Origin of the sequence: Micromonospora coxensis (genome assembly GCF_900090295.1) — a bacterium.
GTDB lineage: Bacteria > Actinomycetota > Actinomycetes > Mycobacteriales > Micromonosporaceae > Micromonospora > Micromonospora coxensis.
Genome location: NZ_LT607753.1, coordinates 6,570,792 through 6,583,629 on the forward strand (window position 1 = coordinate 6,570,792; position 12,838 = coordinate 6,583,629).

Sequence of the window (12,838 nt, forward strand, 5' to 3'; positions counted from 1 at the left end):
GATCGAGGAGAACCGAGATGGTGGACATCCTGCACAGGGTCGGGGTCGAGACCCCGACGACGGAGAAGGTCTACGACGCGCTGACGACCGTCGAGGGCCTGGCCGGCTGGTGGACCGACGACACGAAGGGCAGCGCGGACCTCGGTGGCGTCCTGGAGTTCCGGTTCCCGGCCGGTGGCTTCGACATGGAGGTCGTCGAGCTGAGGCCGTCCGAGCGGGTGGTGTGGCGGGTCGTCGGCGGCCCCGAGGAGTGGATCGGCACCACGATCGACTGGCAGCTGCGCCGTGACGGCGACTACACGATCGTGCTCTTCCGGCACCAGGGCTGGCGGGAGCCGGTCGAGTTCATGCACCACTGCAGCACCAAGTGGGGCACGTACCTGATGAGCCTCAAGTCGTTGGTGGAGACCGGGAAGGGCGCGCCGGCGCCACACGACGTGCGCGTCAGCGACTGGGACTGAACCGGAATCCGCGCGACCGGCTCCGGCCGACCCCGCCGACGGGGAACCGCCCCGCCGGTGGGGTCGGCCGACGCGGCGCGGCGTGCCGAGGGCGCGGGCGACCTAGCCGATGTCGAGGGTCAGGTGTCGCGGGCTGAGTGATCCCAGGAAGTCCCGCGCGTCGAAGAGCGCCCCGGCGGCGAAGACCCCCGCCGGGGCGTCCGGGCCGGTCAGGACCCGATGGGTCGCCTCCACCACCAGGGGCGCGGTGACGGCGTAGATGTCCTGGCCGCGGGCCACCGCGCGACGCGTCTCGCCGGCACGAGCGACGACCACCTCGACGACGAAGGTCTGTGCCGACCGGCCCTGCTCGTCGACCGCCACCGGCGGCGACGCATCCGCGGCGCGCAGGTCGGCGACCGCCGCCACCGACATGTACGTGCGGATGTCGGGCGTCTTCAGGTGCGTGGGGATGGTGGCGCTGTCGGCCATCGTGAACTCCGCGACGACCGCCTGGGTTCCGGTCGGCGCCGGAAAGGTCCACTGGGTGACCGGCGCCTCGCCGGTGCGGTACCGCATCCGGTGGTCGGCGTAGACGACCCGCCGGCCGTCGCGGCGCCGGGCCGAGACCTGGCCCGTCACCCGGGTTCCCCGGGTGGGATGCCAACTGCTGAGCGCGTACGCGATGCTGATCCGGTCGGCCGCCGGCCAGTCGTCCATCGCCGCGGTGGCCAGCAGGTCGCCCAGGCCACCGTAGAAGGCCATCGCCGGCACCACCACGACTCCGGCGTCCCGGGCGGGCCCGGCGTATCCGGCGAACGTGTCGGCGACGGCCTCGAGTTCGGCCGCGACGTCCAGGTAGGGGATCCGGGCGCGCAGCGCGGCGTCGAGCACCGGGGCGGACGTCGAGGCGAAGGGCCCCGCGCAATTGATCACCGCTGCCGCGCCGGCCAGGGCCCGGTCGAGCGAGGCCGGATCGTCCACCGACGCGGGCCGTACCTCCGAGCCGGGCTGCGTCGTGGCGAGGGCGTGCAGCCGGTCGGCGTCGCGGCCGGACAGGATCGGGACGAAGCCGCGCCGTCGAAGCTCCGCGACGACGAACCGGCCGGTGTGCCCGTACGCGCCGACGACGGCGACGACCGGGTTCGATACCTTCGTGTTCTGCGTGGTCACGACGTCCAGCTTCGTGATCGCGACGACGGCGTGCCAGTGGCCGCAACGACATGCCCCGTACAGTTTCGGACATGCACTCGGTAGCGCTGGCGGTCGCCGACGGAACGCCGCTGTTCGAACTCGCCGCCGCGTGCGAGGTCTTCGGCACCGACCGTGGCCTCGCCGATCCGTGGTACGCCCTCACCATCTGCGGCCCGGACGACGACGCCGAGGTGGGCGGCTGGTTGCGAGCCGGCGTCCGGCACGGACTCGACACCCTCGCCACCGCGGACACCGTCATCGTCCCGTCCATCCGCGACGTCGACGACCCGCCGCACACCGGACTGGTCGACGCCGTCCGGGCGGCCCACGAGGGCGGGGCGCGGGTCGTGTCGCTGTGCACCGGCGCATTCGTCCTGGCCGCGGCCGGCCTGCTCGACGGGCGACGCGCCACCACCCACTGGGCCCACACGGCCCTGCTGGCCGCGCGACACCCCCGGGTGCGGGTGGACCCGGACGTGCTCTACATCGACGACGGCCGCGTCCTGACCTCCGCCGGCAAGGCCGCCGGGATGGACCTCTGCCTGCACATCGTCCGGACCGACCACGGCGCGGCGGTGGCCAACACGCTGGCCCGTACCCTGGTCGTGCCGCCACACCGGCCGGGCGGGCAGGCCCAGTTCATCCCCGCCCCGCTGGCGCAGAGTCGGGAGCCCGTCCTCGCCGACCTGCTGGCGTGGGTGAGCGCCCGGCTCGACCAGCCCCTGACCGTGCAGGACCTGGCCCGGCAGGCGAACATGAGCTCCCGCAACCTGGCCCGGCACTTCCACGCCGTCACCGGCACCAGCCCGCTGCGGTGGCTGCTGACCCAGCGGGTGCACCGCGCCCAGGAGCTGCTCGAGACCACCGACGCCGGCATCGAGTCGATCGCCGTCCGCACCGGCATGGGCACCGCCACCACCCTGCGCCGGCACTTCCACCGCCTGCTCGGCGTACCGCCCGAGGCGTACCGTCGCACCTTCCGATCGACCGGACCTCCCGCCCGCTCGGGGTGACGCGGCCGCCGTCCGCCGGCCCGACCGCGCGTCGACCGGCTGCCGCGAATCTTGCCACCGCGCGGATGACGCGGCTGCCCACCCTCGCACCGTGGCCAGGATCCGGCCGGCCGTTGCGCTTCGCGCTCAACCGGGCCGGGTGGCTGCCCGCCTGACGTGCGCGGGATCAGCCGGCGCCGGCCCGCGTGCGATCATGCCGTCATGAGTGGCGACGTACCTCCCGAGGTCAGCGCCCTGGCCATCAACGTCACGGTCCCCGAAGAGCTCCGCTGGACCGACACGCGACGCGGCGAGGAGTTCCAGCTGACCACACTCAACGTCCGGCTGCTCCCGGACGGGCGCCTCGCGGCCAAGGCGTACGGCCGACCGACCGCCGGCGGCCGCGGCACGTACGTCTCCTTCCCCCTGCCCGACCGGCCCGAGCTGGCGGCCCTCGTCGACCAGGCCGCCCGGCGCGCGGGCGCGATGTGGGCCGCTCACCGCGGGCTCGGCTGACCGCCCGACGACCGGGTTCGGGCGGGCGGCGGACCCGGGGGGCGCGGCAGGCGCTCCGGGACCATCGTGGTGACCGGAGGTCCGCAGCCGGACACGCCGACTTCCACCGGGTGGACCACGGCGAAGTGCGCGTGCCGCCGGGACGGCAGCCGGGAGCATGGCGGCATGGGGCGTCGGAGAGGGGGAGCGCGGGACCTGCTGGAACGCCGGGAGAAGGTGCGGCAGGCGAACTTCCTGGAACTCTTCGTCGACCTGGTGCTCGTGTTCGCCCTCTCCGGGGTGGTGGGCCGCGTCGTGCGGGACATCACCGCCGAGTCGCCGGTCGTGCGGTGGCGTTCCCTGGTGTACCTGCTGGTGCTGTCCATGCCGCTGATCTGGTTGTGGATCACCACGGCACACATCACCAGCTGGTTCGACCCTCGCCGCCGCAAGATCCAATGGGTGGTGCTGGCCAGCGCGTTCGGTCTGCTGGTCATGGCCTCCGCGTTGCCGGGCGCGTTCGTCGACCGGGGGTGGGCGTACGTGGTCCCGTACGTGGCCCTGCACTGCCTGCGTCCGCTGGTCCTGCTGCCCAGTGTGGCCGGACACGCTCTGCGCGACCTGTACCTGCGGTCGCTGCCCTGGTGCGCGGGCGTGGGCATCCTCTGGTTCGTCGGCGCGACCACCGCCGGCGGCGCCCGCGCCGTCCTGTGGGCGCTCGCCGTGACGATCGACATCGTCGCCGCCCAGCTGCGGTGGCCGCTGCCGGGCAGACCCCGCCCGCCGGTCAGCGCCTGGGCCATGGACAGCGGACACCACCTGCCCGAGCGCTACCAGCAGCTGCTGATGATCGCCCTCGGCGAGACCGTCCTGGCCGCCGGGGTCACCTTCACCAACCAGACGATCACCCCGGCGACCTCGGCGGGGCTGGTGGTGGCGTACCTGTCCACGGTCCTGCTCTGGCGCATCTACTTCTACCGCTCCGGGCAGGTCCTCGCCGACGCCGTCGCCGCCGCGACGGACCGGCTGGCCGCCGGGCGTGCCACCGGCATCGCCCACGTCGTCATGGTCATCGGCATCGTCACCACCGCGGTCGGCTACGAGATCGTGCTCACCCACCCCGGCGATCCGCCCGAACAGGCGTGGCTGGCGGTGATCCTCGGCGGGCCGGCGCTGTTCCTCTACGGCCGTATCCGCCTGGAACGGGTCGTGTTCGACCGGCTGTCGTTGCGGCGGGTGGTCGCCATCGCCACCCTGGCCGTCGCGTCCGTGCCGCTGTACTTCGCCCCGCCGCTGGCCGCCGCGGTGGTGGCCGCGCTCGTGCTGACCGGCGTCGCGCTCGCCGACGCCCAGCACGCCGCCGGCCGACCGCCCGAGGCCCCCTCCCCGGCGCACTGACCGGCTCGGACGGCGCACGGGCGCGACCGGCGCGTGCCGGAGCCCGGGGAACGGGTCGGCCCCGTGAGCAGGTCGACATCGACGGTCTTCACCGTCGACGTGGTATACCAGCGGTAGGGATGACGTCACTGGCAGGCTGGTCGAAGACGACATGACGGAACCGTCGACGCTGTGGTGCGCCGTTCTGGGTCCGCTGCTGGTCCAGGTCGGCCCGGCACCCCTGAGCCTGCCGGGCAAGCGCCAACAGGCCCTCCTGGCAGCCCTCGCCCTGCAACCGAGGGTCCACCTGCCCGCGAGAGCGCTGTCCGCCCGGGTCTGGCCCGACGAGAGCGACCCCCCGGACGCGGCGCTGCACGTGCTGGTGCACCGGGTGCGTCGGCGGCTCGCGGCGGCGGATCCCGGGGCGGCACGACTGCTCCGCCACTCCGCCCGCGGCTACCTGCTCGACCTGCCTCCCGGCGGCAGCGACCTGGACACCTTCCGCGACCACGCCCGGCGGGCCCGCACGGCGGGGGTGGACCATCCGGCCCTGGCGGCCGAACACGCGCGCCGCGCGGTGGAGCTGGTCCGTGGCGAGCCGGGTCAGGAGCTGTGGCCGGACCCGCAGCGCTGGCCGGAGGTGCGGGCGGTGGGTGAGGAGATCACCGAGGTACGCCGGATCGGGCTGCAGGCGCGGCTGCGTACCGGTGACCATCTCGCCGTGCTGTCCGAGCTGACCGCCCTGGCCCAGCGTGAACCCCTCACCGAATGGATCCACGACCTGCTCCTCAGGGCCCTGTACCTGGCCGGGCGGCAGCACGAAGCGGTCACGGCGTACGCCCGCTTCCGGGCCGCGGTCGCCGCCGAGCTGGGTCTGAGCCCCGGACCCGGGATCAGCGCCACCTATCGGATGGTCCTCGGCCACCATCCGGCGCTGCTGCCGGCCGGCCCACCCACCGCCCACCCGGGCAGGGCGCCGGGTCCCGGGGTGGGCCCCCGGGCGACGGTCACCGACTCCCCGCTGCGCGACAGCATGCGGGCGCTGGACCGGGCCGGTGACTTCGCCGCCGCGCAGGGCGGCTACGACCAGGCCGTCGACTGCTATCGGAGCCTGCTCGGCCTGCAGGCCGAACCGGCCGAGCGGGCCCGGATCCTGCTGCGCCTGGGCGAGGCCCGATACCACGCCTCCGGCACCGGGCACGAGGAGCTGGCCGGGGCCGCCGCGATCTTCCACCGCGACGGTGACCTGTCACGGGCGGCGGAGGCCCTGTCCTGGCGAGCCCGCGCCCGGTGGCTCATCCCCGACGACGCCGACCCGGTCGGCCCGCAACTGGCCCGGATCCTCGACCTCGTCGATCCTCGCCGGCCCGGACCGGCCGGTACGGCCGCGCTGGTCAACGCCTGCGGCCTGCTCGCCGTGACCGGCCAGCCGCGGGCCGCCCGGCGGGCCGGACTGCTCGGCCTGGCCTGGGCACGCCGCCTGGCGCTCACGCCGCTGGACCTGCGGGCGCGCAGCAACCTGGCGATGATCGCCGTGGACGACGGTGACCTGGGCGCGGTGGACGAGCTCGCCGCCGTCCTGGCCGCCTACCGGTCGCGGGGGGTCTGGGTGCCGCCGGCGCTGCTGGTGACCCTCGCCGACGCCGAGGAGCGGGCGGGGCTGCTCAGCGCGGCCCGGGCGCACCGCTCGGCGGCGATGCGGGTGACCCGGTCGCGGGGCGCCACCGCCGACCTCGCCTGGCTGGAGGCCGAACAGATCCGGGAGTCCTTCCATCGCGGCCGGTGGCAGGAGGCGACGGACTCGGCCCGGGCGTTCCTGGCCGGCCCGCAGCAGGAGCACCGCATGGCCGGGGAGGTGCACCTCGTGGTGGGCCGCATCGCCGCCACCCGGGGCGACCTGTCCTCCGCCCTGCGGCACGCCGACGCCGCGGTGCGGCTGGCCCGCCGTGGTGGCGGCCGGTCCACCCTCGGCCCCGCGTTGACGCTGCGCCTGCACCTCGCCGTGCTCACGGGCCAGCCGGCGGCGCGCGTGCGGGCACTGCGCGACGAGGTGCTGGGCACGATCGAGGGACGGTCGCTGACCGCGAGCTTCGGCGCTCAACTGCCCCTGGCGCTCGCCGCCGCCGGGCTGCGCACCGCCGACCTCGCCGGACACCGACCGGCGGACTCCGCCTGGCGGGACGCCCTGGACGCCGTGCTGGCCGGGGAGCCGGACCGGGCCCGTGAGCGGTACGAGCGGCTCGGCAGCTCCGGCGACGCGCGGCAGGTCGCCGGGGCCTTCCCGGCCTGAGCCGTGCCGGCCCACCACGCGCGCCGGTCCGGGCGGTCGACGCGGCGACCACCCGGACCGGGTCTTTCAGTTCAGGCCGACGAAGTCGAACGGGATCGACGTGTTGCGCGTGACGCTCTGGCCGCAGGTGCCGGCCGAGTTCCACACCTGCGGCGAGTTGTAGCGCAGCATCTCGAAGTGCAGGTGGGTGCCGCCGATGCCGGGCGGGGACACCCCGCCGGTGTAGCCCATGTAGCCGATGCCGTCGCCACGGTTGAAGTACTCGCCGACCCGCATCCGGGAGACGTAGCCGTCCATGTGCGCGTAGAGGGTGCTCCAGCCGTTGACGTGGGAGATGATCACGTACTTGCCGTACCCACCCGGATCGGTGCCGATGAAGCTGACGCTGCCGCTGTAGGCGGCCGACACCACCGACCGGTAGTTGCCGGCGATGTCGTAGCCGTCGTGGTTGTCGTAGCCGGGGCACCGGTCGTTGACCTTGCTGGTGATGACACCGGTGGCGGGCCACTTGACCGCGCCGTAGGCGGCCTGGGCCGGCGCGATCACGGCCGTCGAGCCGACGCCCACCGTGGCCACCGCGAGAGCGACGGTGGTGAGCAGTCGAAGGAATGTACGTCGCATCGAGGATGTGCTCCTTCCAGCCGGACCAGGGATGGCCGATGCGCGCGCTACATCGACGGCGTCACCATAGAGCGGCCCCGCTTACGTCCGACTTACATCTGCGGGCGGCCCGACCGAGCGAGACAGTTGGCCGCTCGGGCACCGTCCGAAATCTCCCTTGATCGTGATCGGGGCCGCACCGCTAAGGTCGGCCGGACGGTAGAACATGGGGGGAACTGATGACGGCAGTGGATGCAGTGCCCATCGTCTTCGTCCACGGCACGCGCTTCAGCGCGGGACAGTGGAGCATGCAACTCGCCGCGCTCCGGGACGAATTCCCGGTAGTCGCCGTCGACCTGCCCGGCCACGGGAAGCGCTCGGCGCAGCCCTGGAGCCTGAGCAGCGCGACCGAGATCATCGCCTCCGCGGTGGAGTCGCTCGACCGCGGGCCGGCTCTGGTCGTCGGGCACTCGCTCGGCGGATACGCCGCGCTGGAGTTCGCACGGCGTCGCCCGGAGAGATTGCGCGGGCTGGTCCTCGCGGGAGCCAGCGCCTCCACCCGCAGCCCCTGGGCCGCGCCGTACCGATGGGTCGCCGGGCTGGTTGCTCGGATACCGGCGGATCGGCTGGCCCGGTGGAACGACCGGTTGCTGCAGCGGCTCTACCCGCCGGAGGTGGTGGAGGCGACCATCCGTTCCGGCTACGCCTTCCATACCCTGCCCGCAGCCTGGGACGAGGTACTGGGACGCTTCGACGCGGGTGCGATGCGCTTCGTGGAGGCTCCGGTACTGATCCTCAACGGCGAGAAGGACACCGTGTTCCGGGCCGGTGAGGCGGACTTCGCCCGCGCACATCCCCACGCCCGCGTCGAGGTGATCCCGCGAGCGAGACATCTCGCGAACTTCGACGCCCCGGACGCCTTCACTGATGCCGTCCGCCGCTTCGCTCGGCAGCTCACTGCCGTCAGCTGATCGCACCGGCACCGAGATCCTGGCCCGCTGGATCCCCGCGTGCTCGGCCACAAGGCGACGAACCACATTGGAGTGCCAGACGGCGACGACACCGTCGAGGTGAGGGTGGTAGCGACGCAGCTCGGCTTCGCAGCGCCGCGTCCTGGGGTCCTGCCGAGATCGGCGGTCGCCGCCTGGTCAGGTGTCGTCGTGGTCGCGGCCGAGGGTTCGGCGTGGGCGCGCGTCGCGACGCCGGTGAGGATCTCGGCGAGCAGCGGGTAGCTGCGCGCCGCGGTGGTCGACGGCCGGTGGATCACCCGGGGACGCCCTCGCCGGAGGGGCGCGGCCCGCGTCGGGCGTCGGGTTCAGCGGTGGCGGGCCAGTCGCTCGACCTCGGCCAGACCGGTGACGAGATCGCACTCGTCGTCGGTCAGCTTGATCAGCGCCTTGGCCGCCTGGGCCTGCGCGGTGGTGGGCAGCGTGCCGGCGAGCAGATCGGGCAGTACCAGCTCGTAGCCCACCCGGGCCCGGGGCGAGTACCGGTGACGGCCCCGCGCCACCGCCGTCGCCACCCGCAGCCCGTGCTCGTTGCCCGGCGGGACGTGCGGCCGGTCGACCTCGCGCGCCCCGAACCGCATGCGGTGGTGCAGCTCGCACGTCTGGCAGCTCACCGGCCCCCTGGTCAGGGGCGACGCGCAGGCCGGGCAGGTCAGCCGGTCGAGGGCGGCGTCGACCGTCCGCCAGTCGTACCCGGCCGGATCGTCCACGACGAGCCGGGCCACCTCGATCTCGTCGGCGCTGCCGGGGGTGACGTCGAGGTCGGCCAGCAGGCGGTGCCACGACTGGCGCAGCTCGACCTCGATGGTCGCGACGACCCCGGCGAGCAGCGGACTGCGCCATCCGGTCACGATGCTCATGGTGGCAGCCGCCCCTGCGCGTCGCGAGCCGTTTGCCGCCGTGGCCCGCCTCGGCGCGCGCTGCCCGGGGTCGGCCGACGCCGCGCGGCGCCGGCCGACCCGGCGATCGTCAGCTCACCGCCTGCCGCACCAGCGCGCCGATCCTCGCCTCGTCATCGGCGGTCAGCGCCGTCAGGGCGAACGAGGTCGCCCACATGGCGCCCTCGTCGAGGTTCGCCTCGTCGCTGAAGCCGAGGGTGGCGTACCGCGTCTTGAACTTCGCCGCGCTCTGGAAGAAGCAGACCACCTTGCCGTCGCGGGCGTACGCGGGCATCCCGTACCACAGCTTCGGCGACAGGACCGGCGCGTTGGCCTTGATCACGGCGTGCAGCCGCTCGGCGATCGCCCGGTCGGAGTCCGACATCTCGGCGATCTTCGCGAGCACGTCGACCTCCGGATCCGGCTTGGGGCCGCGCCGCGCGCGCGTCTTCAACTCCGTGGCGCGTTCCTTCATCGCGGCGCGCTCCTCGTCGGTGAAACCGTCGTACTTCTCGCTGCTGGCGGCGGTGTTCTTCGTCGTGTTCGACATGACGTCCTCTTCCTGTCGGTTCTGGCTACGGGGTGGTGCTGGTCAGTGGGTCAGGTCCGCCGTGGCGGTTCGGCCCCGGCTGCCGGGCTCGATCGATGTCACCACGAGCCCGCCTGCTGGCGGGTCGGCGCGTTGAGCCGGTTGACGGCGTTGGTGTTCGCGATGGCGAGCAGCAGCGCCGCCAGCTCAGTCTGGTCGAAGTGCGTGGCGGCCACGTCCCACAGCCGGTCCGGCACCGGGTCCGGCCGGTCGGCGAGCCGGGTCACCGCCTCGGTCAGGGCCAGCGCGGCGCGCTCCTCGGCGCTGAACCACGGCGTCTCCCGCCACGCGGCGACGGCGTGCACCTGCTCCGTGGACGCCCCGTGCCGGCGGGCCTGGTGCGCGCCCCCGGCCACGCACGGTCCGCAGCCGTTGATCTGGCTGGCCCGCAGGTGGCTCAGCGCCAGCAGCCTGCCGTCCACCCCGACGCCCGTGACGGCCCGGTTCACCGCCGTCAGGGCCTCCATCGCCTCGGGGATCAGCACCGCCGGGTGCGGCATGCGCTCGGTCGACATCGCTCCTCCTTCGTCACCGGTGTTGCTGACGGGAGTCATCCGACCATCGGCGGGCCGGCGCCCGCGCGGTCCGTGGGACACCGTGGGACAGCGGAACCGGGGCTGAGCAGCGCGAACGCCGCACCGTTCCGGTCGTCGACGGCGGGACGGGTACGGTGTGCCACGTGTCCAGCCCCCAGGAACAGCTGGTGGCCCAACTCTCGCGGATCAAGGAGCTGAGTGGGCTCAGCCTGCGCGCCCTCGCCCGACAGGCGGGACTGAGCAGTTCGTCGCTGTCGCGGTACCTGACCGGTCGGCTCGTGCCGCCCTGGGACGCCGTCGTGGCGCTGTGCCGGGCCGTCGGCCGTGACCCCCGGCCCCTGCGCGCGGTGTGGGCCGAGGCGTCCAGGGCCGGCGCGGCGCCCGCCCCGCGCCGCAACGACCTGCCCGCCGACCTGTTCGACTTCACCGGGCGGGAGGCGGAGGCCGCGCTGGTCGAAGAGCTGCTGCGGGCCGTCGGCGCGGTCGCGATCGACGGCATGGCGGGGGTGGGCAAGTCGAGCCTGGCCGTGCACGTGGCCCACCGGCTCGCGCCGACGTATCCCGACGGCGGGCTCTACCTCGACCTGCACGGCTTCACTCCGGGCCAGGAGCCGCTGACGCCGCAGGCCGCGCTGGGTCGCCTGCTCGGCGCGCTGGACGTCCCGCGTCCCCCCGAGGACGCGGCCGCACGCGCCGCGCTGTGGCGCTCGGAGCTGTCGCGCCGGCGGGTGCTCGTCGTGCTCGACAACGCGGTCGACGCCGAACAGGTGCGTCCGCTGCTGCCCGGCGCGGGGAAGTCCGGGGTCCTGATCACCAGCCGCCACCGGTTGGTGAGCCTGGACGGGGTGCCGCCGGTGGCCCTGGAACCCCTGGCCGACACGGACGCGGCGCGCCTGTTCGCCCGGGCGGCCGGACTCGCGCTCACCGGAGAGGACGCCGCCGGCCAGGTGCTGCGACTGTGCGGCGGGCTCCCGCTGGCGTTGCGGATGGCGGGGGCGCGGCTGCGCCACCGTCCCGGCTGGACGGTGGCGGTGCTGGCCGAGCGGCTGCGCGACACCGCCAACCGCTTCGACGCGGTGTTCGGCATGTCGCTGCGCCAACTCGATTCCGCCCAACGCCGCGTGTTCCGGCTGCTCGGCGTCCTGCCGGGCGCCGACGTCGACGCCGCGGCGGTGGGCGCGCTCACCGACCTGCCCCCCGGACGGGTCGACGCGGCGCTGGAGGAACTCGTCGACGCCCACCTGCTCCAGGAGCCCGCACCCGGGCGGTACCGGATGCACGACCTGATCCGCCGCTACGCCGCCGACCTCGCCGCCGACGAGGAGCCACAGGCCGACGCCGCCCTGCGCCGGGTGCTGAGCCACTACCTGGCGCAGGCCGTCGCCCACGACGAGACGCTGCCCTCGCCGCACCGCCGGCGACCCGCACCGGGCGACCCGGCGAAGGCCCTGGCCTGGTTCGACCTCGAGTACGTCAATCTGGTGCCCTGCGTCGACGCCGCCGTCCGGCTCGGCATGGACGAGGTGGTCGCCGAGCTGCCCCGGGCCATGCGGGTCTGGTTCTTCCGCCACCGGGGCACCGACGACCAGGTGCGCCTGCTCGACGCCGCCGCGGCGGCCGCCGCACGCCTGGGCCGCGACCAGCAGCACGCCTCGCTGCTGGCGGACCTCGGCTTCGCCCACGCCGCCGCCGGGCGGCTCACCGACGCGCTCGCCGCCTACGAACGGGCCGCGCGGTGCGCGTCGGACGACGACCTCGCCGCCGCCCTGGCGCTGCGCCTCGGCTTCGTACGCCGCGACCTCGGTGACCTGCCGGCGGCGCAGGCGCAGTTCCGGCGGGCCCGTGACCTGTTCGACGGACTCGGCAACCGCGCCGGGCAGTCACAGGCGCTGGCCTTCGACGGATGGGTGACCCTGCACCTCGGCCGGCCCGGCGAAGCCGTCGAACTCGCCCGGGCATCCGTCGCGCTGGCCGACGGGCCCGCCCGGATCACCGGGCTGGTCACCCTCGGTGTCGCGCTGACGCCCGACGACCCGGCGGAGTCGCTGCGCACGCTGCACGACGCGTTACGCCTGTCCGAGCAGCACGACCTGGCGCACCAGCAGGCGTGGTGCCACAGCCACCTCGGCGTCGCGCTGCGCGTCACGGGCTCGCCCGAGCAGGCGCTGGAGCACCACCGGCGCGCCTGCGAGCTGCTGGAACCGTTGGCCGAGGTGCAGCTGGAGATCGACGTCCTGTACGCCTACGCCGAGACGTGCCGCGCGGTGGGCCGCCACGAGGAGGCGCTGACGCTGCTCGACCGGATCATCGAGTTCGCGCGTCGGCTGGACCGGCCGTACGACGACGAGCGCGCCCGCGCGGCGCGGGAGACCGTGCTGGCCGCCCGCTGACCCGGCGGCGCGGTGACGCCGGCGGGTCGGGCTTTTGCCGGCGGCGATCG

Annotated in this window: 12 protein-coding genes; 7 read left to right on the forward strand and 5 right to left on the reverse strand. The window is 74.4% G+C overall.

Annotated elements, in window-relative coordinates; all coding sequences use genetic code 11:
• Nucleotides 1-17 precede the first annotated feature (17 nt).
• The gene (locus tag GA0070614_RS29130) at nucleotides 18-461 is read left to right on the forward strand and encodes an SRPBCC family protein (protein WP_088978950.1); all 444 of its coding nucleotides are present in this window, start codon (nucleotides 18-20) and stop codon (nucleotides 459-461) included.
• 102 nt (nucleotides 462-563) lie between these two features.
• Here GA0070614_RS29130 and GA0070614_RS29135 read toward each other — a convergent pair whose 3' ends face one another.
• Nucleotides 564-1,613, reverse strand: coding sequence for a saccharopine dehydrogenase family protein (locus tag GA0070614_RS29135; RefSeq protein WP_088978951.1), 1,050 nt, complete (start codon nucleotides 1,611-1,613; stop codon nucleotides 564-566).
• Between the two features lie 71 nt (nucleotides 1,614-1,684).
• Between GA0070614_RS29135 and GA0070614_RS29140 the strand changes: the two genes are divergently transcribed.
• The 4 genes from GA0070614_RS29140 to GA0070614_RS29155 all read left to right on the forward strand — a co-directional run bounded on the left by GA0070614_RS29140 (nucleotide 1,685) and on the right by GA0070614_RS29155 (nucleotide 6,788).
• Nucleotides 1,685-2,647: a helix-turn-helix domain-containing protein gene (locus GA0070614_RS29140; protein WP_088978952.1), complete on the forward strand. Its 963-nt coding sequence runs from the start codon at nucleotides 1,685-1,687 to the stop codon at nucleotides 2,645-2,647.
• A gap of 201 nt (nucleotides 2,648-2,848) precedes the next feature.
• Entirely contained in the window at nucleotides 2,849-3,142 is a 294-nt protein-coding gene (locus tag GA0070614_RS29145) for a hypothetical protein (protein ID WP_088978953.1), read from the forward strand.
• 165 nt (nucleotides 3,143-3,307) lie between these two features.
• Nucleotides 3,308-4,519, forward strand: coding sequence for a low temperature requirement protein A (locus tag GA0070614_RS29150; RefSeq protein WP_088978954.1), 1,212 nt, complete (start codon nucleotides 3,308-3,310; stop codon nucleotides 4,517-4,519).
• Between the two features lie 151 nt (nucleotides 4,520-4,670).
• A complete protein-coding gene (locus GA0070614_RS29155; RefSeq protein WP_088978955.1) occupies nucleotides 4,671-6,788 on the forward strand; it encodes an AfsR/SARP family transcriptional regulator in 2,118 nt (705 codons plus the stop codon).
• 66 nt (nucleotides 6,789-6,854) lie between these two features.
• Here the strand turns inward: GA0070614_RS29155 and GA0070614_RS29160 are convergent, their stop codons facing one another.
• The gene (locus GA0070614_RS29160) at nucleotides 6,855-7,409 is read right to left on the reverse strand and encodes a murein hydrolase activator EnvC family protein (RefSeq protein ID WP_088978956.1); all 555 of its coding nucleotides are present in this window, start codon (nucleotides 7,407-7,409) and stop codon (nucleotides 6,855-6,857) included.
• A gap of 218 nt (nucleotides 7,410-7,627) precedes the next feature.
• Between GA0070614_RS29160 and GA0070614_RS29165 the strand changes: the two genes are divergently transcribed.
• Nucleotides 7,628-8,359 carry an alpha/beta fold hydrolase gene (locus GA0070614_RS29165; RefSeq protein WP_088978957.1) on the forward strand — a complete coding sequence of 244 codons (732 nt, stop codon included), beginning with the start codon at nucleotides 7,628-7,630 and terminating at the stop codon, nucleotides 8,357-8,359.
• Between the two features lie 344 nt (nucleotides 8,360-8,703).
• On the opposite strand, the gene GA0070614_RS29175 is transcribed toward GA0070614_RS29165, so the two are convergent.
• The 3 genes from GA0070614_RS29175 to GA0070614_RS29185 form a co-directional block, all read right to left on the reverse strand.
• A complete protein-coding gene (locus GA0070614_RS29175; RefSeq protein WP_231933432.1) occupies nucleotides 8,704-9,255 on the reverse strand; it encodes a hypothetical protein in 552 nt (183 codons plus the stop codon).
• Between the two features lie 109 nt (nucleotides 9,256-9,364).
• Nucleotides 9,365-9,823, reverse strand: a complete 459-nt coding sequence (locus GA0070614_RS29180; RefSeq protein WP_088978959.1) for a DUF1801 domain-containing protein — start codon at nucleotides 9,821-9,823, stop codon at nucleotides 9,365-9,367.
• Between the two features lie 98 nt (nucleotides 9,824-9,921).
• Nucleotides 9,922-10,377 (reverse strand): carboxymuconolactone decarboxylase family protein, encoded by a 456-nt coding sequence (locus tag GA0070614_RS29185; RefSeq protein WP_088978960.1) that lies wholly within the window; start codon nucleotides 10,375-10,377, stop codon nucleotides 9,922-9,924.
• Between the two features lie 164 nt (nucleotides 10,378-10,541).
• Here GA0070614_RS29185 and GA0070614_RS29190 point away from each other — a divergent pair, with 164 nt between their 5' ends.
• On the forward strand, nucleotides 10,542-12,788 hold the full coding sequence (locus GA0070614_RS29190; RefSeq protein WP_231933433.1) for an ATP-binding protein: 2,247 nt from the start codon (nucleotides 10,542-10,544) through the stop codon (nucleotides 12,786-12,788).
• Nucleotides 12,789-12,838 lie beyond the last annotated feature (50 nt).

Excerpts from the sequence above, each read along its gene's own strand:
- GA0070614_RS29165 (WP_088978957.1), top strand. The coding sequence starts at position 7,628 with ATGACGGCAGTGGATGCAGTGCCCATCGTCTTCGTCCACGGCACGCGC.
- GA0070614_RS29175 (WP_231933432.1), bottom strand. The coding sequence starts at position 9,255 with ATGAGCATCGTGACCGGATGGCGCAGTCCGCTGCTCGCCGGGGTCGTC.
- GA0070614_RS29140 (WP_088978952.1), top strand. The coding sequence starts at position 1,685 with ATGCACTCGGTAGCGCTGGCGGTCGCCGACGGAACGCCGCTGTTCGAA.
- GA0070614_RS29160 (WP_088978956.1), bottom strand. The coding sequence starts at position 7,409 with ATGCGACGTACATTCCTTCGACTGCTCACCACCGTCGCTCTCGCGGTG.
- GA0070614_RS29155 (WP_088978955.1), top strand. The coding sequence starts at position 4,671 with ATGACGGAACCGTCGACGCTGTGGTGCGCCGTTCTGGGTCCGCTGCTG.
- GA0070614_RS29130 (WP_088978950.1), top strand. The coding sequence starts at position 18 with ATGGTGGACATCCTGCACAGGGTCGGGGTCGAGACCCCGACGACGGAG.
- GA0070614_RS29145 (WP_088978953.1), top strand. The coding sequence starts at position 2,849 with ATGAGTGGCGACGTACCTCCCGAGGTCAGCGCCCTGGCCATCAACGTC.
- GA0070614_RS29180 (WP_088978959.1), bottom strand. The coding sequence starts at position 9,823 with ATGTCGAACACGACGAAGAACACCGCCGCCAGCAGCGAGAAGTACGAC.
- GA0070614_RS29185 (WP_088978960.1), bottom strand. The coding sequence starts at position 10,377 with ATGTCGACCGAGCGCATGCCGCACCCGGCGGTGCTGATCCCCGAGGCG.
- GA0070614_RS29150 (WP_088978954.1), top strand. The coding sequence starts at position 3,308 with ATGGGGCGTCGGAGAGGGGGAGCGCGGGACCTGCTGGAACGCCGGGAG.